This window comes from Mycolicibacterium stellerae (assembly GCF_003719305.1).
Taxonomy (GTDB): Bacteria; Actinomycetota; Actinomycetes; order Mycobacteriales; family Mycobacteriaceae; genus Mycobacterium; species Mycobacterium stellerae.
Genome location: NZ_RARC01000002.1, coordinates 371,397 through 397,132, shown reverse-complemented (window position 1 = coordinate 397,132; position 25,736 = coordinate 371,397). Strand labels below are relative to the sequence as shown.

Below are 25,736 nucleotides of genomic sequence, written 5' to 3'. Positions count from 1 at the left end.
GGTGACCGGGTGGCGACCGTTGCCGACCATGTCATCTCCGCGCTCGCGCTCAGCGGTGTTCGCCGCGTCTACGGGTTGCCCGGCGACAGCCTCAATGGCTTCACCGATGCGATCCGCCGGGCTTCCGAGATCTCCTGGGAGCACGTGCGTCACGAGGAGACCGCCGCCTTCGCGGCGGCCGCCGACGCCGCGCTGAGCGGACAGCTCGCCGTCTGCGCGGGCAGCTGCGGCCCCGGCAACCTGCACCTGATCAACGGGCTCTTCGACGCGCAACGCAGCCGTGTGCCGGTGCTGGCGATCGCAGCGCACATCCCGCGCTCGGAGATCGGCTCCGAGTATTTCCAGGAGACCCATCCGCAGGAGTTGTTTCGGGAGTGCAGCGTCTACTGCGAGCTCGTCAGCACGCCCGAGATGATGCCGCGGATCCTCGAGATGGCGATGCGCGCGGCCGTCGAAGAGCGCGGCGTCGCCGTGGTGGTGATCCCCGGTGAGGTGTTCCTGCAACGCGCTGACGACTCCGCGTGGACGAGTCGGCCGATCGTCGCTGCTCGTTCGGTGGTGCGTCCCGACGACGAGTCGCTGCAGCGGGCGGCGGCGATTCTCAACGACGCCTCGGCCGTCACGATCCTCGCGGGTGCCGGTGTCGAGGGCAGCCATGACGCGGTGATCACCGCGGCGGCGACGTTGAACGCCCCCATCGTGCATGCGTTGCGCGGCAAGGAGTTCATCGAATACGACAACCCGTACGACGTCGGGATGACCGGTCTGCTCGGCTTCGCCTCCGGCTACAAGGCCATCAAGGAAGCCGATGCCCTGCTCATGCTCGGCACCGACTTTCCATATCAGCAGTTCTATCCCGACAACGCGAAGATCATTCAGGTCGATATCCGCGGCCGAAACCTGGGCCGCCGCACGCCGGTCGAACTGGGCCTGGTCGGCAGCGTGCGCGACACATTGGCCGCCCTGCAGCCGTTACTGCGCCGGAAACAGCAACGCGACCATCTCGACAAGTCGCTCAACCACTACCGCAAGACCCGCAAGCGGCTCGACGAGCTGGCGGTCAACGACCGCGACCGCACCCCGATCCGCCCCGAATACGTTGCCGGGCTTGTGAACCGGCTGGCCGCCGACGACGCGGTGTTCACCGTCGACGTCGGATCTCCCGTGGTGTGGGCGGCCCGCTATGTGGGCATGAACGGCAGTCGTCGGCTCGTCGGCTCGTTCAACCACGGCACCATGGCCTGTGCGCTGCCGCATGCGATCGGGGCGCAGACCGCCTATCGGGACCGGCAGGTGGTCGCCCTGGCGGGCGACGGCGGACTGACGATGCTCTTCGGCGAGTTGATCACGTTGACCCAGAATCGGTTGCCGGTCAAGGTGATTGTGTTCAACAACTCATCGCTCAACTTCGTCGAGCTGGAGATGAAGGCGGCCGGGATCGTCAACTACGGCACCGATCTGCACAACCCCAACTTCGCCGACGTCGCCAACGCGATGGGCATCTTCGGCCGCCGCGTCGAGCATCCCGCCGAGCTCGAGCAGGCGATCGTCGATGCGTTCGCTCACGACGGCCCCGCCCTGATCGACGTCGTGACCGCCCGCCAAGAGCTGTCGATTCCGCCCGCGATCACCGTCGAGCAGGCCAAGGGATTCTCGCTATATGCCATCCGGACGATCCTCGCCGGCCGGGGTGAGGAACTGCTCGACCTCGTCACAACGAACGTCGCCCGGCGGATCTTGGACTGACAGCAACCCGCTGTGCGCTTTTCGAGCCAATTCCGATCTTGGCCGCTAATGTTTGCCCATGCGCATCCGAGTGTGGTCGGCGATGGCCGTGGTTTTGCTCTTGGCGGCCTGTAGCAGCCCGAAGCCGGAGCTGCCGGAAAAGAATGCCGTCTCCAAGTCCGACACCAGCGACATCGAGATCGTCGGGGACGCCTCGGATCCGGTGAACAAGCTGGCCATCGAGGCGATCGCCGACCTTCAGCAGTACTGGTCGGAGCAATATTCCAACGTCTACGACGGCGACTACGAACCGGTCACGGGCGGCTTCTTTGCTGTAGTTCCGTCCTCGGGCGAGCTTCCGCCCTGCGCGACCGATGCCGCCGACGTCGCAGGCAACGCGTTCTACTGCTCGACGGAGGACGTCGTCGCATGGGACGCCGAAAACCTCCTTCCCGAATTGAAGGACAAGTACGGCGATTTCGTCATCCCGGTCGTGTTGGCGCACGAGTGGGGGCACGCGGTACAGGCGCGCTCCAACTTCATGGCGCGCACGGTGACCAAGGAACTGCAGGCCGACTGCTTCGCGGGCGCCTGGTCTAAGCATGCACAGGACGGTGGGGTGTTCGATGTGACGAGCGGCGATCTGGACGCCGCACTCGCAGGCATCCTCGATCTTCGCGATACGCCCGGCACGTCCAACATCGACCCGAACGCCCACGGCAGTGGCTTCGACCGGGTCGGCGCCTTCCAGGACGGCTATGACAACGGGCTGAGCCGGTGCAAGGACTACCGCGACGACGAACCGATGGTGCTCGAGTTGCCGTTCAGCTCCGAAGAGGACGCGGCCGCAGGTGGCGACGCACCCTACGACTCGATCGTCAACGGCGTGCCCTACGACCTCGAGGACTACTGGACCCATGTCTACCCGGAGCTGACCGGTGGCCAGGCCTGGCCACCGGTGGCCGGGATCGAGGCGTACAGCCCGGACAACCCGCCGATGTGCGGCGATCAATCCGCGGAGGGTTTTGCGCTGTTCTATTGCGTACCAGATGATTACGTCGGATGGGACAACGTCGCCGCGATGCCCGAGGTGTACCGGCAGGGCGGCGATTACGCCGTCGCCACGCTGCTGGCCACGCAGTACGGGCTCGCGGCATTGACGCGCCTTGGTGACGAGTCCGACGAGAAGACGTCGACCCTGCGCGGTGACTGCCTCGCCGGTGGGTACACGGCGAGCGTCATCATCTACAACCGCCCCGACACCAGCACCTATCACATCTCGCCGGGCGACCTCGACGAAGGAATCAAGGCGCTGTTGGTGTTCCGCGGCGACGGCGACACCGAGCGGCAGGGAGCCGGCTTCGCGCGGGTGCGCGCCTTCCGCCAAGGCGTGATGGACGGTGCCGAGTCCTGCCTGCAATACCAGGGTTAGGTCACGCGGGGCGCGGCACCGTCGCCAACGTTGATTGTCCGAGCCACGTCGGGATCCTGCGGCGCACTTCTGACGGACCCGACACCGTAACGGCTTCGTCGACCAGTGCGCGCTGCCAGCTGAGGTCACCACGCCAAATGCGAGTCAGAATGCGCAGGCTGGTCTGAATCGAGCCCGCCACTTCGAAACCGGGATCAAAATCGCAGACGTCGGCCTGGCCTTCCGACACCACCAGCCACCAGCGTGAAGCTTTGGGCGCAACGCCGTCGAGGTGAAACGCCAAGGTGGTGCGGGACCGCGGCCACGCCTCGATCGCAATGGTCCGCCGGATGTCCCACATCAGCAGGTGGGGATCGAGATCTCCATCGCCGAGTTCGCCGATCCAGCGGACACTCCATGCGCCTAGCGCCTCGACGACCTCGACGAGTTCCTTGCCGCAGGGCGTCAGCGTATACGATGTGCGGCCATCGGTTTCCGAGCGGTTCACGACGCCGGCGCGAGTAAGCGTCTGCAACCGCTTGGACAGCAACGCCGGCGACATCTTCGGCACTCCGCGTCGCAGATCGTTGAAGTGTGTACTGCCCGAAAGCAACTCGCGGACCACGAGCACCGTCCAGCGCTCATCCAGCAATTCCATGGCCTTCGCGACGGGACAGAACTGACCATAACCAGGCATGCCCCGACCTCCTTCGGCGCGTAGCAAACGTGATGGGTACATCGTATGGCGCGGCAATTGACTAGTACAGATTCAGTATCACGGCCAGTTCAGATCTGTGACTACCAAGCCAAGCAGGCCGGGTCGACGCTTATTGCACGGACCGCGAACGAAAGGAGACACCTTGAACATCAAATTGAGTCGGCATCCGCCGTACCGACATCCGCCGTACCGACATCCGCAACGGGACCGAGCACAAGATCGAGAGCTGCGTCCTGGCCATTGCCTTCTGACCGGCGAAGTACAGATCCGTAACTAGATACCCCGCGCCACTGGACGCACGATTCACAGAACAGAAGTCGATCCCGAGGAGATCACTATGAATGCCGAAACAACGACAGTCGATCAGGCGGTGATCGCTAAGCATCGCGCCATGTGGGCCACGGGCGATTACCCCAAACTCGCCGTCGAATTGGTGGCCCCGCTTGGTCCCGTACTGGTCGAAGCCCTCGGCATCGGTGCCGGGGACCGGGTGCTCGACGTTGCCGCCGGCACCGGAAACGCGGCCATCCGTGCCGCACAGGCCGGAGCCTCTGTCACCGCCAGCGACCTGTGCCCCGAGCTGTTGCAGGCCGGAGCCGCCAGTGCCGCGCAACGAGGCGTCGAACTGCAGTGGCGGGAAGCCGATGCTCACGCACTACCCTTCGCCGACAACGAGTTCGACGTCGTCATGTCGTGTATCGGTGTGATGTTCGCGCCCTTCCATCAGCACGCCGCCGACGAGTTGATCCGGGTTTGTAAGACGGGTGGTCGGATCGGTGTGCTCAGTTGGACACCGGAGGGTCACATCGGTCAGCTCTTCGCAACGATGAAGCCCTATATGCCACCCCCGCCGCCGGGTGCGCAGCCCCCGCCGCTGTGGGGACGCGAAGACCACGTCCGCGCACTCTTCGGGGATCGAGTCAACGACGTGACAGCCGTGTCTCGCACGCTGGCGGTCGACCGCTTTGCCGACGGAGCGCAGTTCCGGGACTACTTCAAGAACGTGTACGGGCCGACGATTGCGGCCTACCGCAACATCGAGGGCGATGCGGACCTGGTCGCCGCGCTGGACGCCGACATCGCGCGGATCGGCGACGGTTTCTTCGACGGCGAAGACACCATGAAGTGGGAGTACCTGCTGCTGACCGCGCGCAAGGCCTGACACGATGTCTGCATGCCCGATGACGCGTATCTGCTGCCGACACTGAGTGAGGCGGACCAAGCCGCCCTGCAGGTTTGGGTGCGGCGGCAGGGCCTTGGCACGACCGTCGCCGACGTCGAGCCGCTGACCGGCGGTACCCAGAACATCGTGGTGCGGGTCCATGTCGACGGGCGTCCGATGGTGCTGCGGCGGCCGCCCCTTCATCCGCGGCCCACCAGTGACAAGACGATGCTGCGTGAGATGGCGGCGTTGCGCACGCTGGCGGGCACAACCGTTCCACACCCCGGCTTCATCGCCGGCTGTGAGGACCTCGACGTGCTCGGGGTGGTCTTCTACCTGATGGAGGAGATCGACGGCTTCAACCCGGGCAGCGACATGTCCGAGGCGTACGTCCGCGATGCCGGGATGCGGCACGACGTGGGGCTGTCCTATGCCGCGAGCCTGGCACAGCTGGGCAACGTGGCATGGGAGGGCAAGCCGCTCGCAGAGCTAAAACGGCCGGGATCCTTTCTCGAGCGTCAGGTTCCGCAGTTTCAGCGGCTGCTCGAGAGCTATCGGCACGAGCACTACGATCCTGAGTCGCTTGCGGTCGCCGACCTCGCGGAGTGGCTGCAAACCAACCGTCCGCCCGACGGTGAGCCGGGAATCCTGCATGGCGACCCGCACCTGAGCAATGTGCTGCTCCGGCGCGACAGGCCGGAGCTGGCGGCGTTCGTCGATTGGGAGATGTGCACCATCGGCGACCCGCTGCTCGATCTCGGCTGGATGCTGATCTGCTGGCCACTGGACACCAACGCCATCACCGCGGGTGCGCAGCTTGGCGCACTCGGCGGGCTCGCGACCCGGCGCGAACTGCTCGACGCGTACTGGGCCGCAGGCGGCCGCGAGACTTCGCGACTGGATTGGTACACGGCGATGGCATGCTTCAAGCTCGGCGTCGTCATCGAAGGCACCTGGTCGCGCTACCTGATGGGAAAGGCGAGCCGAGACGCGGGCGAGGCGCTGCATTTCAACGCCCAGAACCTGATCGACATGGGGACCCGGGTCGCCAAGGGCGACAGCCCCTTTGCGCTGGGCTAGCTGTACGCGTCGATCCCGAGCTTGACCGCAAGTGCCAGGCCCGCGGCGCTGATCAGGACCTTCAGTGGGCCGGCAGGCGCGTGCCGCACCACGATGGGGCCCAACCTCGACCCGATCAGACAGCCGAGCCCGAGTGCGAAGACGGCGGGCCAGTGCACCGGAGCGAAGAACGAAAATATCAGGGCCGCAACGGTATTCGCGACACCGGAGATGACGTTCTTGGAGGCGTTGGCGTGCGCCAGCGTGGCATGGCCGACATGGAGCAGCAGCGCGATCAACAACACGCCCGCTGCGGCGCCGAAGTACCCACCGTAGATACAGATCAGGAAGATCGCCGCTGACTCGAGCAGAATCGTTGCGGTGTGCCTCCGGTGGCTCGAGACCCTGGCGGCGGCGTTGCCTCTACGGGGGATCGCGATCGCCAACGACGCGCCGCCGAGCAGGATCGGCACGATCTTCTCGAAGCCCTCCGCCGGTGTGGACAACAGCAACGCGGCACCTATCGCGCCTGCGACCGCGGCGACCGGAAGGATCCGCTTGAGCCAGGGACCCAGGCCCGTCAGCTCGGGCCGGGAGCCCCACACAGAGCCGATCGCGTTGAACACCATCGCCACCGTGTTCGTCACGTTCGCGGTGACCGGCGGTAGACCCACCAGCAGAAGGGCCGGGTAGGTGGCGATCGACGCCAAACCGGCGATGCTGCCGGTCAGCCCTCCGATGACACCGGCTGCAAGAAGGAAGGCGGCGTCGGACCAAGTCATCGCGGGGTAATGGTGCCTGGCCGACGTTCGTGGGCGCGAGGCGGGGCGTGCGCGCGGAGGATAATACCTCTGAAGCAGAGGTATCCTGGTTGTTGTGGAGACGCGTGCGGACCTCACCGGCGAGCTGTTCGACGTGGTCGGACGGTTCCGACGTCAGCTGCGCCGCTCGACCCGGCGAGGCTTCGACGCCACCGGCCTCACCCAGTCGCAGGCCGAACTGCTTCGGCTGGTCGGCAGGCAGCCCGGAATCTCGGTACGCCAGGCGGCGGCCGAACTCGGACTCGTGCCCAACACCGCCTCGACGCTGGTCTCCAAGCTCGCGGCCGACGGCCTGCTGATTCGGTCGGTCGACGCTGACGACAGGCGGGTCGGCCGGCTGAGGCTGACCAGGCCCGCTCAACGCATTGCCGACGAGTCGCGGGCCGCGCGCAGGGCCGCGCTTGGCGTAGTCGTCGACGAACTCGACGCCGAGCAAGCCGAGCACTTGAGGCAAGGCCTGCGGGTACTCGCTGACATGACGCGAAAGCTGCAAGAGGGGACCCAAACGTGACCGATTCTGAGGTGCTCGCAATCGACTGCCGCCACCTTGTCCACCGCTACGGCGACTTCACGGCCGTCGACGACGTCAGCCTGGCTGTCCGGCCAGGTGAGACAGTGGGGTTGCTCGGGCCCAACGGTGCGGGCAAGACGACCGTCGTACGCGTGCTGACCACGCTGACTCCCGTCCAGCGCGGCGAGGTGAAGATCTTCGGTCTGGACTCGCGGCGCCAGACAATGGATATCCGCCGCAACATCGGCTATGTGCCCCAACAGCTTTCGATTGAGTCCGCGTTGACGGGCAGGCAGAACGTCGAGCTGTTCGCGCGGCTCTACGACGTACCGCGCTCCGAACGCGGTCATCGGGTCGGGGAGGCTCTCGATGCGATGCAGCTCGCCGATGTCGCCGATGAGGTCGCGGGTACGTACTCCGGTGGGATGGTACGGCGGCTCGAGCTGGCTCAGGCGCTCGTCAACCGACCGTCTCTGTTGATCCTCGACGAGCCGACCGTTGGCCTGGACCCCATTGCGCGCGACAGCGTCTGGGCTCAGGTTCAGCGCATGCAGCAGGACTTCGGCATGACGGTGCTGCTCACGACCCACTACATGCAGGAGGCCGATGCACTGTGTGATCGCGTCGCGCTCATGCACCATGGCCGATTGCAGGCCGTTGGGTCGCCGGCGGAGTTGAAGCGCAAAGTCTCGCCCGACGCGAGCCTGGAGGACGTGTTCCGGCATTACGCCGGAACCGATTTGGCCGAGGACAGCTCTCAAGCCAGCTTCCGGACGATGCGCTCCACCAGAAGGACGGCGCGCCGTGTCAGTTGAATCTCGCCCCGAGTCACGGCTCGTTCGTGCGCCGCGCGGCTGGCGTCGGCTCCGCGGGTCGGCCGTCCGCGTCGGCGCCTTCGCACTCGTCGAGCTGCAGAAGTTGCGTCACGACCGCACCGAGCTGTTCACGCGCATGGTGCAGCCCGCACTCTGGCTGTTGATCTTCGGGCAGACGTTCACGCGGCTGCATGTCATCGACACCGGGGGCGTTCCGTATCTCGCGTTCCTGGCGCCGGGGATCATCGCGCAGTCCGCCTTGTTCATCTCGATCTTTTACGGGATCCAGATCATCTGGGACCGCGACGCGGGGATCCTGGCGAAGTTGCTGGTGACGCCTGCCCCTGCATCGGCGGTGGTCACAGGGAAGGCATTCGCGGCTGGTGTGCGCTCGGTGGTGCAGGTGATCGGCGTGGTCGCGCTGGCGTATCTGCTCGGAGTGCACCTGACCGTCAACCCCCTGAAAATCCTCGGTGCGATGGGCATTGTGGTGCTGGGGTCGGCGTTCTTCGCCTGCCTGTCGATGACGTTGGCGGGTCTGGTGCGCAACCGCGACCGCATGATGGGCATCGGGCAGGCCATCACGATGCCGCTGTTCTTCGCTTCCAATGCGCTGTATCCGGTCGACGTCATGCCGGTTTGGTTGCGCTGGCTGTCGGCGGTCAACCCGCTCAGCTACGAGGTCAATGCGTTGCGCGGGCTGCTCATCGGCACCCCGACGAATCCGGTGCTCGACGTCGCGGTGCTGGTAGCCGCCGCCGTCGCGGGCATCGCGATGGCGTCCTCACTGATGCGGCGGCTGGTGCGCTAGAGGTCAGAGCGGGTATCGACTCACGAAGAGTCAGTACGGAGCTACGTCTGCATCGTCGACGAATACCAAGTTGCCGTCGGCGAGTTGCACAGCCCACCTGCGAGCCGCATCGGCAATATGGTGGTTGCCGATGTCCACCGCGTGGCCGGATAAGGACCCGAAGTCCTCGATGACAACTCCATGGGTCTCGTTGGGAGTCCTCGGATAGACCCGCACCGCTGTGTCAACCGCGACCTTCCGACCCGCGCTGCCGACCTCGGCTTCACCCCGTGATTGCGTCATTGCTGTTCGCTTCCTCCCCAAGCGTTTACCTGAACGTAAATTAGAGCACATCCCGCCGGCGTGAGTGGCGACTTCGGGTCAGAGCAGCCGGCCGATGCCCCGCGCGGCAACCTGGAGTGCGCCCAGTAGCCGCTGACGGTCGCGTTTGAGCGTCGCGACCACCACACCGATCGCGGAAACGACACTGCCGTCCGACGCCTGCACCACCGGCACGGCCAACGAGCATGCGCCCAGCGACATCTCCTCGCTCGTGGTCGCCACGCCGTCGCGGCGGATGCGGTTCAACTGGGTTCCCAAGATGTCCGGCCGGGTGATCGTGTACGGGGTGATCCGCGTCAGCCGGGTGAGCACGCGCTCGATGACATCCGACGGCGCATGTGCCAGAAGCACTTTGCCGACACCGGTGCAGTGCATCGGCAGCCGCGAGCCGACCGTGCTGACGATCGGGACCGATATGCGGCCCTGCATCCGGTGCAGGTAGAGGACCTCGTCGCCGTCGCGGACCGCAAGGTGCACGGTGGCCATCGTCGCCGCGTACACGTCGTGCAGGAACGGCTCGGCGACCTGGCGCAGCCTGCCCTGTACCGGCGCGAGCAGGCCCGCTTCCCATACCAGCCTGCCGATGACGTACCGGCCGTCCTCCTGTCGGTGCAGGGCGCCGCCGTCGACGAGGTCGCCGACCAATCGGTGCGCGGTCGGCAAAGGGATGTCCGCGCGGCGCGCGAGCTGCGACAGCGTGAGGCATCGATGCCGTTCGTCGAAGGCCCCGATCACCGCCAGTAGCCGGGACGCGACGGTGGCCCCCGGCGTCGAGGTATTTCCTGCCATTCGCGCTATTCTTCCACTCAGTGGAAGACGTGTCTCCACTGCGGCCTGCGGGCAGAGGTACGGTCCGCTCATGACGACGGTGACGCAGCACGACATCAGTGCCGAGATCAAACGCATCGAGGACGACTATCACCGCGCGGGACTCGAGGAGACCCAGCCGCGGCTGGACTACCCGCCCTACCGCAGCAGCCTGCTGCGCCATCCCACCAAGGTCCTGCACCACGCCGACCCCGAGGCGGTCGAACTCGGCGCGCCGTGTTTCGGTGAGCGTGACGTCGACCCACTCGAGTCGGATCTGACGATCGCCCACGGCGGGACTCCGATCGGCGAGCGCATGGTGGTCACCGGTCGCATCACTGACGGGCACGGCCGCCCCGTGCGCCGCCAGCTCGTCGAGATCTGGCAGGCCAACGCCGGTGGGCGGTACACGCACAAGCGCGATCAGCATCCAGCACCGCTCGATCCGAACTTCACCGGGGCCGGGCGCTGCCTGACCGACGACGACGGCACCTACCGCTTCACCACGATCAAGCCAGGGCCCTACCCGTGGCGCAACCATCACAACGCCTGGCGGCCCGCGCACATTCACTTCTCGCTGTTCGGAACGGATTTCACGCAGCGGATGATCACGCAGATGTACTTTCCGGGTGATCCGCTGTTCGCGTTCGATCCGATCTACCAGTCGATCACCGACCAGAAGGCCCGCGACCGGCTGGTCGCCGCCTACGACCACGACCTGACCACCCACGAGTGGGCCACCGGTTATCGGTGGGACATCGTGCTCACCGGCGGTCGCGAAACCCCGATGGAGTCTTGATGAGCACGCTGACACCGACCCCCGGTCAGACCATCGGCCCGTTCTTCGGCTACGCGCTGCCGTTCGATCGCGACAGCGAGCTCGTGCCTCCCGGCTCGCCGGGCGCCGTTCGACTGCACGGCACTGTGACCGACGGGGCGGGTGTCGCCGTGCCCGATGCCTTGCTCGAGATCTGGCAGGCAGACGCCGAAGGGGCCATTCCGACCGCGACCGGCTCGCTTCATCGTGACGGCTGGACCTTCACTGGATGGGGCCGCGCCAGCACTGACCGCGAAGGACGATACAGCTTCACAACAGTCGAACCTGGTGTGTCGCAGGCTGGTTCGGCACCGTTTTTTGCCGTGACGGTGTTCGCGCGTGGCCTGTTGAACCGGCTGTTCACGCGTGCGTACCTGCCGGGGGTGCAGCCGGCCTCCGACCCGCTGCTCGCCGCGCTGGACGACGAGCGGCGAGACACGCTGATCGCCGAGGCCGACGAGCTGGGCCTGCGGTTCGACATCCGGCTGCAGGGCGACCGCGAGACCGTGTTCCTTCGCTTTCCGGGGCACCGTCCATGACGGATCTGTTCTGGCCCGGCGATCATCGCGCAGGTGATCTGCTGAGCGACGCTGCGTTTCTCGCAGCGATGGCAGGCGTCGAAAGCGCCTGGGTCGGTGCGCTGGTCGATGTCGGGGTTGCGCCCCCGTCCGCACGGATGGACTTCGCGGCGATGGTGTCGTCCGTCGACGTCGAGCAACTCGCGGAAGCGGCCGAAGCTGACGGCAGCCCCGTGAAGGCATTGGTCGCGCTGTTGCGCGGCCGCGCGGGCGGCGAGGCGGCCACGTGGTTGCACCGCGGACTCACCAGCCAGGACGTAGTCGACACCGCGCTGATCCTGTGTCTTCGTGACGCGCTGACTCGGCTTCGCGGTGAGTTGTCCGCGCAGGTCCGCACGCTGACGGGCCTCGCAGAAACACACCACAGCAGCGCGATGACGGCCCGCACGTTGACGCAGCCCGCGCTGCCAAGCACGATCGGGGTGAAGATCGGGAACTGGCTCTCCGGTGTTCTCGACGCCGCCGACACGCTCGATGCCCTGCCGGCATTGCCTGCCCAGGCCGGCGGTGCGGCTGGAACCCTGGCCGCGACAACCGAATTGACCGGATCGCCCGTCGACGCGCTGGCCGTGTCGGATGCGCTGGCCTGCGCACTGGATCTCGCGCCCGCGCTGCCGTGGCACACGACCCGGTCGGTGATCACCCGCGCGGGCGACGCGCTCGTCGGGTGCTGTGATGCCTTCGCGCACATCGCGACCGACGTCGCGACTGCAAGCAGGCCCGAAATCGGTGAGCTGTCGGAAGGCCGCGGCGGTGGATCGTCGACCATGCCACACAAGAGCAACCCGGTGTTGTCCGTGCTGATCCGCCGGGCCGCGATGACCGCCCCCGCGCTTGGTGCGGCCCTGCACACGGCGTCGGCGGCCAGCGTCGACGAGCGCTCCGACGGTGGGTGGCAGGCCGAATGGGCCACCCTGCGCACCCTGGCGCGGCGTACGGTCGTGGCAGCAGCACAGACCACCGACCTGCTGACCGGATTGCGAATCGACGTCGAGAGGGCCGCGGCCAACATGGCCGCCGCGGGAGACCTACGGGGCGAGCAAAAAGCGATGACCGAATTGACCGGGCTTGCACCGCGTTCGGAGTACCTTGGCGCGACGGAGGAGATCGTGCGAGCCGTCCTGCAACGCGCGCGCCACCACCTCGAGGAGACGACGTGAGCATTCCACGGATCGTCGGCACCGACTTCGGCGGTGACGGGGAACTCCTGCTCGTCGGCCCGTCGGTCGGCACGTCGGCGCAAGCGCTGTGGTCGGCCGCAGCGGAACGCCTCGCACGGCGCGTCCACGTGGTCGGCTGGGACCTGCCAGGGCACGGCCGCTCGCCCGCGTCCGAAGCGTTCGGAATGGCCGAGTTGGCCGCGGCCGTGCTGGCGCTGGCCGATGAGATCGCGCCAGGAGTCGCGTTTCACTACGCGGGCGATTCAATCGGCGGGGCGGTCGGGCTGCAGCTGCTGCTCGACGCGCCCGGCCGGGTGAAGTCGGCGACGCTGCTGTGCACAGGCGCCGTCATCGGCACGGCACAGGACTGGGCGACGCGGGCAGCGACGGTGCGGGAGTCCGGCACCGGCGCCGTGGTCGATCTCGCCGCGAAGCGGTGGTTCGGCACAAGGTTCACCGACCGCCGACCCGACGAGGCCTCCGCACTTCTGGATGCGTTGCGTGACGTCGACGACGAGTCCTACGCGCAGGCCTGCGACGCGCTTGCCGGGTTCGACGTCACCGAGCGGCTGACCGAGATCACCACGCCGGTGCTGGCGATCGCGGGCGCCGAGGACATCGCGACGCCGCAGGAGGGGCTGGCCAGGATTGCCTCCGAGGTCAAGGACGGCAGGCTGGTGGTGCTCGGCGGCGTCGCGCACCTGGCCCCCGTCGAGGCGCCGCCCCGCGTCGCCGAGCTGATCGGCGGACACGTGCAACCCGACGCGTACTCCGCGGGTATGGCGGTGCGACGCGAGGTGCTCGGCGACGTCCATGTGGACCGTGCCGTCGCCGCCACCACCGAATTAACCGCCGATTTCCAGGACTTCATCACGAAATACGCCTGGGGCTCCATCTGGACGCGGCCGGGGCTGGATCGCCGCAGCCGGTCGCTGATCACGCTGACCGCGCTGGTGGCGCGCGGCCATCATGAGGAGCTGGCGATGCATCTGCGGGCAGCCCGCCGCAACGGGTTGTCCAACGAGGAGATCAAGGAGCTGCTGTTGCAGACCGCGATTTACTGCGGCGTACCCGATGCCAATACGGCCTTCCGCATCGCCAACGAGGTGCTCGCCGACTACGACGCGAACGAGGCTGACCAGTGAGCCGCACAGCCATCTGCGAATCGGCCGCTGCGGCCGTCGCCGGGATCGGGGACGGGGCCACGGTGTTGGTCGGCGGATTCGGCATGGCGGGCATGCCCATCCATCTGATCGACGCGCTGATCGAGCAGGGCGCCACCGACTTGACGATCGTGAGCAACAACGCGGGCAACGGCGACACCGGGCTGGCCGCGCTGCTGGGCGCAGGCCGGGTGCGCAAGGTTATCTGTTCGTTTCCGCGCCAATCGGATTCGCACGTGTTCGACGGGCTCTACCGCGCCGGCGAGATCGACCTTGAGGTGGTGCCGCAGGGCAACCTCGCCGAACGCATGCGCGCCGCGGGTGCGGGCATCGGGGCGTTCTTCTGCCCGACCGGTGTCGGGACGCCGCTCGCCGAGGGCAAGGAGCTGCGCACCATCGACGGCCGTGACTACGTGCTGGAGTACCCGATTCGCGGCGATGTCGCGCTGATCGGAGCCTACCTGGGGGATCGGGCGGGAAACCTGGTGTACCGCAAGACCGCCCGCAACTTCGGCCCGGTGATGGCGACCGCCGCCGCGCTCACCGTCGCCGAGGTGTCGCGCGTCGTCGACCTCGGCGACATCGATCCCGAAGTAGTCGTGACACCCGGCATCTATGTCGACCGCATTCTGGAGGTGAACGGATGACCATCGACACCCCGCTGGACCGTGACGAGCTCGCCGCCGTCATCGCGCGCGACATCCCTGCAGGCTCGTACGTCAACCTCGGCATCGGCCAACCGACCCTGGTCGCCGATCACCTGAAGCCCGAAGCCGAGGTGGTGCTGCACACGGAGAACGGCATGCTCGGAATGGGCGCGGCGGCGACTGGCACCGATGTCGACGAGGACCTGATCAACGCAGGCAAGATCCCGGTCACTGAATTGCCGGGAGCGTCCTACTTTCACCACGCGGATTCGTTCGCCATGATGCGCGGCGGCCATCTGGACGTCTGTGTGCTCGGCGCGTTCCAAGTGAGCAGATCTGGGGACCTGGCCAACTGGCACACCGGTGCTCCCGACGCGATTCCCGCGGTCGGCGGCGCGATGGATCTGGCCATCGGCGCCAAGAACGTCTACGTGATGATGAGCCTGTTCACCAAGGACGGCACCGCCAAACTCGTGCCGGAGTGCACGTGCCCGCTGACCGGCCTCCGCTGCGTGAGCCGGGTTTACACCCACCACGCGATCTTCGACATCGATCCGGCCGAGGGCGTCGTAACGGTTCGTGACACGTTCGGCATCACCATGAGCGAGCTGCGATCGCGGGTGCCCATCGAATTGGCATGATGGTATGGCAATTAGGTCGCTAGCGGGCTAACGTCGCCTTCGTGGCGACTCGCAGGCGCTTTCTCGTTCTCGGTGTCTGCTGCATGAGCCTGTTCATCGTGAGCATGGACACCACGGTCGTCAACGTGGCCCTGCCGTCGATCGGGCAGGCCTTCGGCGCGCCGATCTCCGCTCTGCAGTGGACGATTGACGCCTACATCGTCGTGCTGGCCAGCTTCCTGCTGTTGTCGGGGTCAACAGCCGACCGGATCGGGCGGCGCCGCACCTTCCAGACCGGCCTCGTGCTGTTCGGCTGCGGGTCGCTGCTGTGCAGCGTCGCGCCGTCGGTGGGATGGCTGATCGCGTTCCGGATGATCCAGGCGTTCGGCGGCTCCATGCTCAACCCCGTCGCGATGTCGATCATCACCAACGTCTTCACCGAACCGCGGGACCGGGCGCGCGCGATCGGTGTCTGGGGCGGGGTGTCCGGCCTCGGCATCGGGCTGGGGCCGTTGGTCGGTGGTGTTCTTGTCGAACTCGTCGGGTGGCGGTCCATCTTCTGGGTCAATGTGCCGATCGTCATCGTCGCCGTGGTCGCCGCCGGTGCGTTCGTGCCGGAGTCGCGCTCGCCGCGTCCCCGTCGCATCGACCCGGTCGGTCAGCTGGCCATGGTGGCGTTGCTGGCCAGCTGCGTCTACGCCGTCATCGAGGCGCCGCACGCGGGATGGCTTTCCGCGCAAACGCTTTCGTTGTTCGCGCTCGCCGCCGCGGCGCTGGCCGTGCTGTTGATCTACGAGCCGCGACGTACCGATCCGCTGATCGAGCTCCGATTCTTCTGCAGCGTGCCGTTCTGCGGTGCCGTCCTGATCGCGATCTGTTCGTTCGCGTCGTTTGCCGGTTTCCTGTTTCTCAACACGCTTTATCTCCAGATGGTTCGCGGTCTTTCGCCGATGGCAGCCGGCTTGTGCACGCTTCCGCTCGGCCTGATGGTGCTGCTGTGGTCCCCGATCTCCGGTCGTGTCGTCGGTACCCGTGGCCCACGGCCGTCGTTGCTGCTGGCGGGCGCCATGATCTGCCTCGCCGCACTGATGGCGGTGCGGATCGACGCAGGCACGGCGCTGGTGTACGTGCTGGTGTGCTACATCGCCTTCGGTATCGGGCAGGGCGTGGTCAATGCGCCGATCACCAACACCACGGTGTCGGGAATGCCGCGCAGCCATGCGGGGGTGGCCGCCGCGGTCGCCACGGCCAGTCGACAAATCGGCACCAGCCTCGGCGTCGCGATCGTGGGATCGATTCTGAACTCGCACATTTCGGGCTCGCTGGCCGACGGCTTCGTGCTCGCCAGCCGCCCGGCACTCTTCCTGATCGCAGGACTGGGATTGGCGGTGGCGGGCGTCGGAGCCGTCACGACAACCGGGTGGGCACGCCGGTCGACGGCTCGCGTCGCGCATCTGTTCGGTGAGGACGAGTCAGCGACCACCCTTGGCGGCGACCTCGGCGATACCGGCGTTCGCACCGGCAGGATCGAGGTAGACACCGCCGGGCACAACCGGCGTTAGCGCGTCGTCGAGGTCGTAGCGCAGGGGCACCCCGGTGGGGATGTCCAGCGTGCGTACCCGCTCCGGGGTCAGGCCGTCGAGGATCATGCACAACGCCCGAAGCGAGTTGCCGTGCGCGACAACGAGGGTGATTCGCCGCCGGACAAGGTCGGCGGCGATCGCATCCTGCCAGTACGGCATGAGACGTCTACGCACGGCCGCCAGCGACTCGGATGCGGGCAGATCATTCGGGGGCAGCTCGGCATAACGGGCATCGTGGCGCGGATGCATGGGATCGCCTGGGCCGACGGCAGGCGGGGCGAGGTGATAGGAGCGACGCCATTCGCCGAACAACTCGGCACCGAACTCCTTGCGCACCGCCGAGCGGGTGCGGCCCTGCAGTGCGCCGTAGTGGCGCTCGTTGAGCCGCCAGCTGCGCCGTGCGGTGAATCCGTGCGAATGAGCCTCGGCCACGGCGATCTTCGCCGTGTCGATGGCGCGCGTGAGCAGCGATGTGTGCAGCGCGGCCGGTGTCAGGCCGGCATTGCGGATCACCCTGCCCGCGGCAGCGGCCTGGTCGCGACCGCGGTTGGTCAGCGGGTAGTCGAGCCAGCCGCCGAACACATCGTCGGCGTTGGCCGTGCTTTCGCCGTGCCGGAGCAGGAGCAGGACCCGGGTCATGCCGGCGATTCGCCGCGTTCGATGGCGCTGATCTGATCGACCCGCAGTTGATGGCGGCCGCCCTTGAACCCGGTACCCAGCCATACCGTGAGAATCCGCTCGGCAAGGTCGGGCGCGACCACCTTGGCCCCCATCACCAGGACGTTGGCGTCGTTGTGCGCGCGTGCGATCTCAGCGGTGAACACGCAGTGGCACAACGTCGCCCGCACGCCCCTGACTTTGTTGGCCGCGATCTGCTCTCCGCAGCCGCTGCCGCCGAGGATGACGCCGAAGTCGTCCTCGCGGTCGACCACCCGGTGGCCGATGTCTGCACACAGCGTCGGGTAGTCGGCGACCTCACCCGCATCGTGAACGCCGCGGTCGTCGATATGGTGACCCCGCTCGGCCAGCCACGCCGACAGGCGGCGCTTCATCGAAACGGCGTTGTGGTCGGCTGCGATCGCTATGCGCATTTGGAGGTTCCTATGACTCGCCAACGGGGCAATAGTGGCCTTATGGTAACACCATAGAGCCGCGGACGGACCTCTTGAGCGGGGCGGCCGACTCGGTTAAGGTAGAATGGTAAGACCATCAATTTCCGGGAGTCCCACATGCCGAAGGTCGTCTTCATCACCCTCGACGGTGGCCAACGCGTCGTCGACGCCAACGTCGGCGAATCCGTCATGGCGGTCGCCGTGCGCAACGGTATCCCCGGCATCATCGGCGAGTGCGGCGGCAACTGCAGCTGCGCCACCTGCCATGTCTACGTCGCCGACGACTACGCCGCCGAGGTCGGGGGGGCGGGGGACATGGAGGACGATCTTCTCGACCTCGGGGTCGCTGACCGTCGCGAGACCAGCAGGCTGTCCTGTCAGATCCAGGTGACCGACGACCGCGATGGGCTCACGGTGCACATCCCCGAGGAGCAGTGACGGTGGACGCCGGGACGTTGATCGTCGGCGCCAGCCAGGCAGGCCTGCAGCTGGCGGTCTCGCTGCGCGATGCGGGTGAGACCGGCCCGGTCACGTTGATCGGCGAGGAGCCCCACGCTCCATACCAGCGGCCGCCGCTGTCCAAGGCCTACCTTCAGGGCAGCACCGAACTCGAGCAGCTATGGCTTCGTGCTCCGGAATTTCTTGCAGGCAATGATATTTCGCTCGTGACGGCCGAACGGATCGAGACCATCGAGCTCGACGACGGTGGGCCGTCCGGTTCGGCGCGCACCCGCAGCGGCAACGTGCTGAATTTCGACAGGCTGGCGCTGACCGTCGGCGCGCGCCCGCGTCGCCTCGACGCGCCAGGTGCCGAGCTGGCAGGCGTGACGTACCTGCGTACGGCCGACGACGCGACCGTGCTGCGCGAACTGCAGTCCGACGCGGAGTCTGTCGTGGTGATCGGCGGCGGGTTCATCGGCCTCGAAGCCGCCGCAGTCGCTCGCGCGCAGGGTAAGTCGGTGACGGTCGTCGAAGCCGTCGACCGCTTGATCGGCCGCGCGGTGGCGCCGGTGGTATCGGACTTCTACCGTGCCGCCCACACCCGTCGCGGCGTCGACGTCCGGCTGGGTACGCGGGTGACGCGGTTGGCGGGAGAGGGCGACCGGGTGCAGGCCGTCGAGCTGTCCGACGGCACATGGGTTTCCGCTGATCTGGTGATCGTTGGCATCGGGGTGGTGCCGCGAAGCAAGCTGGCCAGGCAGCTGCACCTGGATTACGACAACGGCATCGTGGTCGACCGCTTCGCACGGACCAGCAACCCGTCCGTGGTGGCCGCGGGCGACTGCACCGTGCAGCCCAATCCGCTCACCGGCCACGGGCTGGTTCGGTTGGAATCGGTGCAGAACGCCATCAGCCAGGCCAAGACAGCCGCCGCGACACTGGCGGGAAGAAGCGAGCCCAACGACGCCGTGCCGTGGTTCTGGTCTGACCAGTACAACCTCAAGCTCCAGATTGCCGGCCTTTCAACCGGACACGACCACTACGTGGTGCGGGGTGACATCGGCGGCGAGTCGTTCTCCGTGCTGTACTACCGCGACGGCGCACTGCTGGCCGTGGACGCCGTCAATGCGCCCGGCGACTACATGGCGGTTCGCAAGGCGCTGACGCAAGGCTCGACGATCTCGGCCGAAGCTGCCGCCGACAGCGCGGTGGCACTGAAGCGGCTGATCGTGCCCCAGCCGGTCGGGGCCTAGGCGGCTGGATGTGCATGCGTGTGGAGTTCACACCGACCACTCGCGACACATCAATCGACGTTGTTCACAGTTTGTCTCGAACTTTGTCCGCAAAACGTCGATCGCTGTGACAGCTGCGGCTTAGGCGAATACCTCATCGATGGCGACCGGCTTGGTCAAGATCCGCTGCGCAAACGCGAACTCCATCAGCGTCTCGAGCATCGGCCGGTTCGGCTCGACGCCGTAGGGAAGGGGATCGGTGCCGGTCGTCTGCAACACCCTCGCGTACATCCGATCGATGTCGGTGGACGCGTCACCGTCGCGCAGCCGCGACACATAAAGTTGTTTGGCATCGTTGAACGCATTGAACAACGCCGAGCCGGCGTCTGGATACTGCTGCAGGACGCTGTCTTTCACCACGACCAGATGGTTGATCGGATAGAAGGAACGTTCTCGCAGCGCGGCGACCGCCGCCTGTTCTGGGTCGGGGATCAGTGGGGCGACGTCGGGGTGGTCCACGTCGACGCCGACGACCGCGTCGATCTCACCACGGATCAGCATCTCGCCGAGATCGGCGCCCTGGCCTGCGGGCTCGACGTTTACCGGCGGCACGTACGACGCGACGTGTTCGTCGCCCGAGAGCACCCACGTCACCTTCTCCAGGTCGACGCCGTACTCGGACGCGAGGATCCCGCGTGCCCAGACCCCGGTGGTGACGGTGTATCCGCGGTTCACGCCGACCCGCCTGCCCTCCAGGTCCTTCGGCTCGCGGATCGACGAGCGCACGTTGTAGCGGATCGCGCCGTGGTGAAATCCGCGCACGAGAAAGACCGGCAGGGCTGTGAACGCGACACCGTGCTCGCGCGCGGTCAGATACGTGGTGAGCGCCATCTCGCTGACGTCGAACTCCAGGTCGCGCACCATTCTGCGAAACCCCTTGACGAGCACCGGAATTTCGGCGAACTGCAGCGAGTAACCCGCGGGCGTCACAGTGCCGTCCTTGAGGGCTTGGTTGGCACCCTGCGTTCGAGTCATCGTTGTAAGTGCGTGATCGGACATTTCGCCTCCCGCCTCTGGTGGCCCCGGACACGGCGATGGTACATTGGCATGACCATAATGCCATAACATTTGAGGTGATCGATGGTCGACCGTGTCCTCGCCGCTGTCCGGACGGCGCCAAGCACCACCGAGCTCCGCGAGCTCGACATGCCGGAGCTGTCAGATGACGCAGCGCTGCTGAAGGTCGAGGTGGCCGGCATCTGTGGGACCGACGTCAAGATGTATGCCACGCCGCCGTTCGGGGACCCGGTGATCATGGGGCACGAGAACGTCGGCACCGTCGCCGTCGCGGGTGAGAGATTCAAGCAGCTGCACGGCGTCACCGAGGGCGACCGCGTCTTCGTCGAACACTACGTCGGTTGCTACAACTGCGAATGGTGTCGTATCGGCGAATACCGGCACTGCGAGGCCACCGACTGGCGCACCAACCCCGACGCGCGGCGGTACGGATACACGTCGGCGGAGAACTTCGGCACGCTGTGGGGTGGCTTCTCCGAGTACATGTACCTGCCGTGGAACGCGGTGTTGCACAAGGTGCCCGACGGCGTCACCGCTGAGCTCGCGGGGCTGGTCACCCCGCTGTCGAACGGCATCGAGTGGGCGCTGATCGCCGCGGGCGTCGGCTACGCCGACACCGTTTTGATCCAGGGGCCCGGGCAGCAGGGCCTGTCCCAGGTCGTGGCGTGCAAGCAGGCGGGGGCGTCGAAGATCCTCGTCAGCGGCACCGCCAAAGACAAGGCGCGCCTCGAGCTTGCGCTCGACCTCGGTGCGGACGAGGCGATCGAAATCGACCAGGTCAGCCCGTATGAACAGGTCATGGACCACACCGGCGGCAGGGGAGTGGACTTCGTGCTCGACTGCACGTCGCGGGCGGGTGTCGGGCCGGTGCTGCTCGGCATCGACGTGCTCAAGCGCCGCGAGGGCACGCTGCTGATTCAAGGCGAGCTGGCCGCGTTCCCCGACTTCCCGATCAAGCGGCTCACCGAGAAGGCGATCACGATCAAGAGTGCCCGCGGGCACAGCTACCGCGCGTGCGAGCTTGCGCTGGCGCAGCTTGCGTCCGGCCGGTTTCCACTGGAGCGGCTCTCCACGCACAAGTTCGGTCTTGACCAGGTCGACCGCGCGATCCGTGCGCTTGCCGGTGACACCGAGGACGCCGATGTCATTCACATCTCCCTGATGCCATGGCTGGGAAAGGACTCCTGACGATGACGGTTGTCGTGCGCAATCCGCCCCGGGCCGACGCGGAGGTCCGCGATGGGCTCGGTACCTACGGCGTCGCCACGATCCACGAAGCGCAGGGTCGCACCGGTCTCGTTGCGCCGTATATGACGCCGATCTACCGGGGCGCCAGGGTCTGCGGAACGGCGGTGACCGTGAGCCTGCCACCTGACGACAACTGGACGATCCACGTCGCCGTCGAGCAGTGCCGAGATGGTGACGTGCTGGTGGTAGCCCCCGAATCTCCCTCGGAATACGGCTATTTCGGTGAGCTTCTCGCCACGTCACTGGTCGCTCGCGGGGTGCGCGGGCTGGTGATCGACGCCGGCTGCCGCGACATCGCCGAGCTGACCGCGATGCAGTTTCCTGTGTGGTCGAAATGCGTTTCGGCCCAAGGCACGGTGAAGAAACGGCTCGGGTCTGTCAACGTGCCCGTCACATGCGCAGGCGCCGCAGTGCAGCCAGGCGACGTGGTGGTCGGCGACGACGACGGCGTGGTGATCGTGGCCCGCGCCGATGCGGCGGCAGTGCTGGCGGCCGCCGAGGCCAGAGAGGAGAAGGGGGCCCGCTCGCGCGAGCGCTATCGGCGAGGCGAGCTCTTCCTCGACATGTACGACATGAGGGGCGAACTGGAGCGCCTCGGGCTGCGCTACGTCGACTACGAGGACGCCGACCGGTGATCATTGACATCCACGGCCACTACACAACCGCACCGGATGCACTAGCGGTCTTTCGCCGCGCGCAGCTATCGGCGCTCGAGCACGGAACGGGGCGCAACCCCGCGCTGGCGTCGATCAGCGACGACGAGATCCGGGACAGCGTGGAGCCCAACCAGCTTCGAGTGCTGCACGAGCGGGGCGCTGACCTGATGCTGTTCTCGCCGAAGGCGTCGGGGATGGAACACCACATCGCCGACCAGCCGACGGCGACGGCATGGGCGCGGGCCTCCAACGATCTGGTCCACCGCGTCACGGAGTTGTTTCCCGACGCCTTTGCGCCTGTCGCCCAGCTGCCGCAGACGCCAAGCGGAGACCTGGGCCCGGTGATCGGCGAATTGCGGCGCTGCGTCGACGAACTCGGTTTCGTCGGCTGCAATCTCAATCCGGATCCCACCGCAGGCTATTGGACCGCCCTTCCGATGACCGACGAGTACTGGTACCCCCTGTACGAGGCCATGGTCGAGCTCGAAGTACCCGCGATGGTGCATGTCTCGACGTCGTGTAACCCGAACTTCCACACGCTCGGCGCGCATTACCTCAACGCCGACACGAGCGTGTTCATGCAGTTCCTGCAGGCCGACCTCTTCGAGCGGTTCCCGTCGTTGACGTTTGTCATTCCGCACGGTGGAGGCGCGGTGCCCTACCACTGGGGGCGCTTCCGCGGCCTCGCCGCCCGGCTGGGCAGGCCGGACCCCGCCGAGCTTTTGCGCAACGTCTACTTCGATACCTGCGTATATCACCAGGCCGGAATCGACCTGCTGTGCAAGGTGATCGGCGCGAATAACCTGCTGTTCGCCTCGGAGATGCTCGGCGCGGTCCGCGGCGCCGACCCGCAGACCGGCGTTGCCTGGGATGACACGCTCGTCTACGTCGACAACCTCGACCTGAGTGACGAAGACAGACGCGCGGTGGTGGAACTCAACGCCCGCCGGGTGTATCCGCGACTGGACCGTCGGTTGACGGCCGGAGAAAGGGTGACCAGTGTCGCGCCTGCATCTCACGTTCGCCTGCGGTGACTACGACCGGACGCGCGCGCTCGAGGACGGAAGCGTGCGCCCGGACGGGATCGACCTGACCTACCTGCGCCTACCGGTGGAGGAGACGTTCTTCCGGATGCTGCGGCATCGCGAATTCGACGTCGCCGAGATGTCGCTGTCGACGTACGTCGCGACACTGGACCAGTCGCCGCGGCCATTCGTCGCTCTTCCGGTGTTCACCTCGAGGATGTTCCGCCACGGCGGCATCTACCTCAACGCGCAGGCGGGCATCGAGGCGCCGTCGGATCTGTGCGGCAAGCGGGTCGGTTCCCCGGAGTTCCAGTTGACCGCGTGCGTGTGGATCAGAGGGATAATGGCCGAACACCACGGTGTGCCAGTCGATTCGGTGACGTACTACACCGGCGGTCAGGAGACAGCGGGGCGAATCGAGAAAGGCAAGGTCGACACCGGACTCGACATCCGCCCGATACCGGCCGGTGCCACGCTGTCGCGGATGCTCGCCGACGGTGAGATCGACGCGCTCTACACCCCGCGCGTGCCGAGCCCGTTTCGCGACGGGGACGCCAGGGTCGGCCGCCTGTTCGACGACGTCGTGGCTGTCGAGAAGGAGTACTTTGCGGCGACCGGCATCTTCCCGATCATGCATGTCGTGGTGGTGCGCCGAGAACTCTACGAGCGCCACCGGTGGGTGGCGCAGTCGCTGTACAAGGCATGCAGGCTCGCGCGGGACGACGCGTACACCCGCATCTACGACTCGTCTGCGCTGCGGTTCATGGAGCCGTGGCTGATCCAGCACCTCGAGGAGTCCAAACGGCTACTGGGGCATGACTACTGGTCGTACGGCCTGGCCGCGAACGAGAAGACCCTCGATGTGTTCCTGCGCTACCACCACGAGCAGGGGCTGTCCCGAACGCGGTACGTGGCCGCCGACCTTTTCGCGCCGGAGACATCGGAAGCATTCGTCATCTGACGCCTGCGACAACAGGGACTTCCCAACGCGGGGCGGGCATGGTACAAATCACACTAATGGTCTGAGTGTCAGTCCATTCACATCCCGACCGGTGAGGAGTGACCCGTGAGAAAACATTGGGCGTGGTACCTGTTGGCGTGCGTGGCGTTGGTCGTCACGGCTGCCTGTGGCGGAAGTCCTACCGCGGGCCCGGGCTCCTCCGCGCCTGCCGCGTCGGACGCACAGCAGGTTTATGACCAGATCAACGGACTGTCGGGCGAGGAGCGCACTAACACCGTGCTCGACCTCGCCAAGAAGGAGGGTGAGCTGTCGCTCTACACCTCCAACACCGACATGGACGACGTCGTCAAGGCGTTCGAGGCCAAGTATCCGATCAAGGTCAACACCTACCGCGCCAACTCCGAGACGGTCCTGCAACGCGTGCTGCAGGAGTCCAGCGCAAGGTATCAGGGCGCCGACCTGATCGAGACCAACGCGGGTGAGCTCAACGCCATGCAGCAGCAACAGCTGCTCTACCCGTATAAGGGCGCGCTGCGCGACAAGGTGCGCCCCGAGGGACAGAAGGACGGCTGGACCGCCGATCGCTTCAACGCATTCGTGGTCGGCTGGAACACCAACAAGGTCCCGGCAGGCACTGCGCCGAAGAGCCTGAAGGATCTCGTTGAGCCGCAGTGGAAGGGTCGCGTCGGGCTGGAGATCGGTGACGTCGACTGGTATGCCGCGATGGTCGAGTACTACAAGGCGCAGGGGATGTCCGACCAAGAGGTCGACGACTTCTTTCACAAGCTCGCCGCGAACTCCAAGATCGCCAAGGGTCACACGGTGATGGGTGAGCTGCTCGCGGCGGGCCAGTTCGACGTCGCGCCGTCGATCTATTCGCACACTGTCTCCAACGCGGCGGAAAAAGGCGCACCGGTGACGTGGAAGGCCGACGGAAAGCCGGTGGAGCCGGTTGTGCTGCGGCCCAACGGCGCAGGCCTGATGAAGTCGGCCAAGCACCCGGCGGCGGCGATGCTGTTCCTGGACTTCCTGTTGACCGAGGGCCAGGACGCGATTGCCGGCGCGAACCGGATCGGCGCGATCCCGACAGCGCAGGACCCGCTTGCAGGCGTTGCGACGGTGACCGTGCCGGAGGAGGAGCTGCTCAACAACCCCGACAAGTGGAACGACGCCTACAAGAACGTGACCGACTCAGGCGGAAAGGCTTAGGTCCTGCGGGCCTGCGAATTCGTCAAGGACGGCAAACCGAGAGAGG

At 66.5% G+C, this 25,736-nt stretch carries 28 protein-coding genes; 21 read left to right on the top strand and 7 right to left on the bottom strand.

From position 1 onward, the window contains the following. The first annotated feature begins 9 nt into the window (after positions 1–9). Positions 10–1,746 (top strand): ubiquinone-dependent pyruvate dehydrogenase, encoded by a 1,737-nt coding sequence (poxB, locus tag D6M19_RS04755; protein ID WP_123024003.1) that lies wholly within the window; start codon positions 10–12, stop codon positions 1,744–1,746. Positions 1,747–1,804: 58 nt separating this feature from the next. Then, positions 1,805–3,157 (top strand): neutral zinc metallopeptidase, encoded by a 1,353-nt coding sequence (locus D6M19_RS04750; protein ID WP_123024002.1) that lies wholly within the window; start codon positions 1,805–1,807, stop codon positions 3,155–3,157. A gap of 1 nt (position 3,158) precedes the next feature. Here the strand turns inward: D6M19_RS04750 and D6M19_RS04745 are convergent, their stop codons facing one another. Beyond that, the gene (locus D6M19_RS04745; protein ID WP_123024001.1) at positions 3,159–3,833 is read right to left on the bottom strand and encodes a winged helix-turn-helix transcriptional regulator; all 675 of its coding nucleotides are present in this window, start codon (positions 3,831–3,833) and stop codon (positions 3,159–3,161) included. Positions 3,834–4,191: 358 nt separating this feature from the next. Between D6M19_RS04745 and D6M19_RS04740 the strand changes: the two genes are divergently transcribed. Beyond that, positions 4,192–5,016, top strand: a complete 825-nt coding sequence (locus tag D6M19_RS04740; protein ID WP_123024000.1) for a class I SAM-dependent methyltransferase — start codon at positions 4,192–4,194, stop codon at positions 5,014–5,016. A gap of 12 nt (positions 5,017–5,028) precedes the next feature. After that, the gene (locus D6M19_RS04735) at positions 5,029–6,096 is read left to right on the top strand and encodes a phosphotransferase family protein (protein ID WP_123023999.1); all 1,068 of its coding nucleotides are present in this window, start codon (positions 5,029–5,031) and stop codon (positions 6,094–6,096) included. On the opposite strand, the gene D6M19_RS04730 is transcribed toward D6M19_RS04735, so the two are convergent. Then, positions 6,093–6,857 carry a sulfite exporter TauE/SafE family protein gene (locus D6M19_RS04730; protein ID WP_123023998.1) on the bottom strand — a complete coding sequence of 255 codons (765 nt, stop codon included), beginning with the start codon at positions 6,855–6,857 and terminating at the stop codon, positions 6,093–6,095. The two genes, D6M19_RS04735 and D6M19_RS04730, sit on opposite strands and share 4 nt — an antisense overlap. A gap of 94 nt (positions 6,858–6,951) precedes the next feature. On the opposite strand from D6M19_RS04730, the gene D6M19_RS04725 reads away from it, so the two are divergent. From D6M19_RS04725 to D6M19_RS04715, 3 genes are read left to right on the top strand one after another with little or no spacing between them, the layout of a single operon-like run. Further along, on the top strand, positions 6,952–7,407 hold the full coding sequence (locus tag D6M19_RS04725; protein ID WP_123023997.1) for a MarR family winged helix-turn-helix transcriptional regulator: 456 nt from the start codon (positions 6,952–6,954) through the stop codon (positions 7,405–7,407). Further along, complete coding sequence (locus tag D6M19_RS04720; protein WP_123023996.1) at positions 7,404–8,222, top strand: ATP-binding cassette domain-containing protein; 819 nt, start codon at positions 7,404–7,406, stop codon at positions 8,220–8,222. The genes D6M19_RS04725 and D6M19_RS04720 overlap by 4 nt, the downstream gene beginning before the upstream one ends. Then, on the top strand, positions 8,212–9,033 hold the full coding sequence (locus D6M19_RS04715; protein ID WP_123023995.1) for an ABC transporter permease: 822 nt from the start codon (positions 8,212–8,214) through the stop codon (positions 9,031–9,033). Before D6M19_RS04720 ends, D6M19_RS04715 begins: the two co-directional genes overlap by 11 nt. Before the next feature lie 30 nt (positions 9,034–9,063). On the opposite strand, the gene D6M19_RS04710 is transcribed toward D6M19_RS04715, so the two are convergent. Together D6M19_RS04710 and D6M19_RS04705 are read right to left on the bottom strand one after the other, a co-directional pair. After that, positions 9,064–9,315: a hypothetical protein gene (locus D6M19_RS04710; protein WP_123023994.1), complete on the bottom strand. Its 252-nt coding sequence runs from the start codon at positions 9,313–9,315 to the stop codon at positions 9,064–9,066. A 78-nt stretch (positions 9,316–9,393) separates the two neighbouring features. Then, a complete protein-coding gene (locus tag D6M19_RS04705) occupies positions 9,394–10,143 on the bottom strand; it encodes an IclR family transcriptional regulator (RefSeq protein ID WP_123023993.1) in 750 nt (249 codons plus the stop codon). 70 nt (positions 10,144–10,213) lie between these two features. Here D6M19_RS04705 and pcaH point away from each other — a divergent pair, with 70 nt between their 5' ends. Genes pcaH through D6M19_RS04670 form a run of 7 tightly spaced genes read left to right on the top strand, consistent with a single transcriptional unit; the run spans position 10,214 to position 16,708 of the window. After that, positions 10,214–10,960 carry a protocatechuate 3,4-dioxygenase subunit beta gene (gene pcaH, locus D6M19_RS04700; protein ID WP_123023992.1) on the top strand — a complete coding sequence of 249 codons (747 nt, stop codon included), beginning with the start codon at positions 10,214–10,216 and terminating at the stop codon, positions 10,958–10,960. Then, positions 10,960–11,517 carry a protocatechuate 3,4-dioxygenase subunit alpha gene (pcaG, locus tag D6M19_RS04695; RefSeq protein WP_123023991.1) on the top strand — a complete coding sequence of 186 codons (558 nt, stop codon included), beginning with the start codon at positions 10,960–10,962 and terminating at the stop codon, positions 11,515–11,517. Before pcaH ends, pcaG begins: the two co-directional genes overlap by 1 nt. Then, entirely contained in the window at positions 11,514–12,716 is a 1,203-nt protein-coding gene (locus tag D6M19_RS04690; protein ID WP_123023990.1) for a lyase family protein, read from the top strand. Before pcaG ends, D6M19_RS04690 begins: the two co-directional genes overlap by 4 nt. Then, a complete protein-coding gene (gene pcaDC, locus D6M19_RS04685; RefSeq protein ID WP_123023989.1) occupies positions 12,713–13,861 on the top strand; it encodes a bifunctional 3-oxoadipate enol-lactonase/4-carboxymuconolactone decarboxylase PcaDC in 1,149 nt (382 codons plus the stop codon). The genes D6M19_RS04690 and pcaDC overlap by 4 nt, the downstream gene beginning before the upstream one ends. Next, entirely contained in the window at positions 13,858–14,526 is a 669-nt protein-coding gene (locus D6M19_RS04680) for a 3-oxoacid CoA-transferase subunit A (RefSeq protein WP_123023988.1), read from the top strand. Before pcaDC ends, D6M19_RS04680 begins: the two co-directional genes overlap by 4 nt. Beyond that, entirely contained in the window at positions 14,523–15,167 is a 645-nt protein-coding gene (locus tag D6M19_RS04675) for a 3-oxoacid CoA-transferase subunit B (RefSeq protein ID WP_123023987.1), read from the top strand. The genes D6M19_RS04680 and D6M19_RS04675 overlap by 4 nt, the downstream gene beginning before the upstream one ends. A 41-nt stretch (positions 15,168–15,208) precedes the next feature. Beyond that, a complete protein-coding gene (locus D6M19_RS04670; RefSeq protein ID WP_268812298.1) occupies positions 15,209–16,708 on the top strand; it encodes an MFS transporter in 1,500 nt (499 codons plus the stop codon). On the opposite strand, the gene D6M19_RS04665 is transcribed toward D6M19_RS04670, so the two are convergent. Both D6M19_RS04665 and D6M19_RS04660 read right to left on the bottom strand, forming a co-directional pair. Then, the gene (locus D6M19_RS04665) at positions 16,619–17,377 is read right to left on the bottom strand and encodes a 2,3-bisphosphoglycerate-dependent phosphoglycerate mutase (protein WP_206428457.1); all 759 of its coding nucleotides are present in this window, start codon (positions 17,375–17,377) and stop codon (positions 16,619–16,621) included. The genes D6M19_RS04670 and D6M19_RS04665 overlap by 90 nt on opposite strands. Beyond that, positions 17,365–17,820 (bottom strand): RpiB/LacA/LacB family sugar-phosphate isomerase, encoded by a 456-nt coding sequence (locus D6M19_RS04660; RefSeq protein ID WP_123023984.1) that lies wholly within the window; start codon positions 17,818–17,820, stop codon positions 17,365–17,367. The genes D6M19_RS04665 and D6M19_RS04660 overlap by 13 nt, the downstream gene beginning before the upstream one ends. Positions 17,821–17,958: 138 nt before the next feature. On the opposite strand from D6M19_RS04660, the gene D6M19_RS04655 reads away from it, so the two are divergent. Next, on the top strand, positions 17,959–18,279 hold the full coding sequence (locus D6M19_RS04655) for a 2Fe-2S iron-sulfur cluster-binding protein (RefSeq protein ID WP_123023983.1): 321 nt from the start codon (positions 17,959–17,961) through the stop codon (positions 18,277–18,279). Next, positions 18,276–19,535 carry an NAD(P)/FAD-dependent oxidoreductase gene (locus tag D6M19_RS04650; protein WP_407665296.1) on the top strand — a complete coding sequence of 420 codons (1,260 nt, stop codon included), beginning with the start codon at positions 18,276–18,278 and terminating at the stop codon, positions 19,533–19,535. The genes D6M19_RS04655 and D6M19_RS04650 overlap by 4 nt, the downstream gene beginning before the upstream one ends. 120 nt (positions 19,536–19,655) lie before the next feature. Here the strand turns inward: D6M19_RS04650 and D6M19_RS04645 are convergent, their stop codons facing one another. Next, the gene (locus tag D6M19_RS04645) at positions 19,656–20,549 is read right to left on the bottom strand and encodes a substrate-binding domain-containing protein (protein ID WP_234834694.1); all 894 of its coding nucleotides are present in this window, start codon (positions 20,547–20,549) and stop codon (positions 19,656–19,658) included. A gap of 105 nt (positions 20,550–20,654) precedes the next feature. On the opposite strand from D6M19_RS04645, the gene D6M19_RS04640 reads away from it, so the two are divergent. From D6M19_RS04640 to D6M19_RS04620, 5 genes are all read left to right on the top strand, one after another. Then, complete coding sequence (locus D6M19_RS04640; protein WP_123023980.1) at positions 20,655–21,779, top strand: zinc-dependent alcohol dehydrogenase; 1,125 nt, start codon at positions 20,655–20,657, stop codon at positions 21,777–21,779. Positions 21,780–21,781: 2 nt separating this feature from the next. Continuing rightward, complete coding sequence (locus D6M19_RS04635) at positions 21,782–22,474, top strand: 4-carboxy-4-hydroxy-2-oxoadipate aldolase/oxaloacetate decarboxylase (protein ID WP_123023979.1); 693 nt, start codon at positions 21,782–21,784, stop codon at positions 22,472–22,474. Continuing rightward, positions 22,471–23,529 carry an amidohydrolase family protein gene (locus D6M19_RS04630; RefSeq protein WP_123023978.1) on the top strand — a complete coding sequence of 353 codons (1,059 nt, stop codon included), beginning with the start codon at positions 22,471–22,473 and terminating at the stop codon, positions 23,527–23,529. The genes D6M19_RS04635 and D6M19_RS04630 overlap by 4 nt, the downstream gene beginning before the upstream one ends. Next, positions 23,495–24,481, top strand: a complete 987-nt coding sequence (locus D6M19_RS04625; RefSeq protein WP_123023977.1) for a substrate-binding domain-containing protein — start codon at positions 23,495–23,497, stop codon at positions 24,479–24,481. The genes D6M19_RS04630 and D6M19_RS04625 overlap by 35 nt, the downstream gene beginning before the upstream one ends. A gap of 105 nt (positions 24,482–24,586) precedes the next feature. After that, positions 24,587–25,690, top strand: a complete 1,104-nt coding sequence (locus D6M19_RS04620; protein ID WP_164478322.1) for an extracellular solute-binding protein — start codon at positions 24,587–24,589, stop codon at positions 25,688–25,690. Positions 25,691–25,736: the final 46 nt, after the last annotated feature.

Coding starts and splice junctions, on each gene's coding strand:
- D6M19_RS04735 (WP_123023999.1), top strand. CDS start 5,029: ATGCCCGATGACGCGTATCTGCTGCCGACACTGAGTGAGGCGGACCAA.
- D6M19_RS04705 (WP_123023993.1), bottom strand. CDS start 10,143: ATGGCAGGAAATACCTCGACGCCGGGGGCCACCGTCGCGTCCCGGCTA.
- D6M19_RS04640 (WP_123023980.1), top strand. CDS start 20,655: ATGGTCGACCGTGTCCTCGCCGCTGTCCGGACGGCGCCAAGCACCACC.
- D6M19_RS04675 (WP_123023987.1), top strand. CDS start 14,523: ATGACCATCGACACCCCGCTGGACCGTGACGAGCTCGCCGCCGTCATC.
- D6M19_RS04645 (WP_234834694.1), bottom strand. CDS start 20,549: ATGACTCGAACGCAGGGTGCCAACCAAGCCCTCAAGGACGGCACTGTG.
- pcaG (WP_123023991.1), top strand. CDS start 10,960: ATGAGCACGCTGACACCGACCCCCGGTCAGACCATCGGCCCGTTCTTC.
- D6M19_RS04635 (WP_123023979.1), top strand. CDS start 21,782: ATGACGGTTGTCGTGCGCAATCCGCCCCGGGCCGACGCGGAGGTCCGC.
- D6M19_RS04660 (WP_123023984.1), bottom strand. CDS start 17,820: ATGCGCATAGCGATCGCAGCCGACCACAACGCCGTTTCGATGAAGCGC.
- D6M19_RS04750 (WP_123024002.1), top strand. CDS start 1,805: ATGCGCATCCGAGTGTGGTCGGCGATGGCCGTGGTTTTGCTCTTGGCG.
- D6M19_RS04655 (WP_123023983.1), top strand. CDS start 17,959: ATGCCGAAGGTCGTCTTCATCACCCTCGACGGTGGCCAACGCGTCGTC.
- pcaH (WP_123023992.1), top strand. CDS start 10,214: ATGACGACGGTGACGCAGCACGACATCAGTGCCGAGATCAAACGCATC.
- D6M19_RS04740 (WP_123024000.1), top strand. CDS start 4,192: ATGAATGCCGAAACAACGACAGTCGATCAGGCGGTGATCGCTAAGCAT.
- D6M19_RS04730 (WP_123023998.1), bottom strand. CDS start 6,857: ATGACTTGGTCCGACGCCGCCTTCCTTCTTGCAGCCGGTGTCATCGGA.
- D6M19_RS04710 (WP_123023994.1), bottom strand. CDS start 9,315: ATGACGCAATCACGGGGTGAAGCCGAGGTCGGCAGCGCGGGTCGGAAG.
- D6M19_RS04745 (WP_123024001.1), bottom strand. CDS start 3,833: ATGCCTGGTTATGGTCAGTTCTGTCCCGTCGCGAAGGCCATGGAATTG.
- D6M19_RS04690 (WP_123023990.1), top strand. CDS start 11,514: ATGACGGATCTGTTCTGGCCCGGCGATCATCGCGCAGGTGATCTGCTG.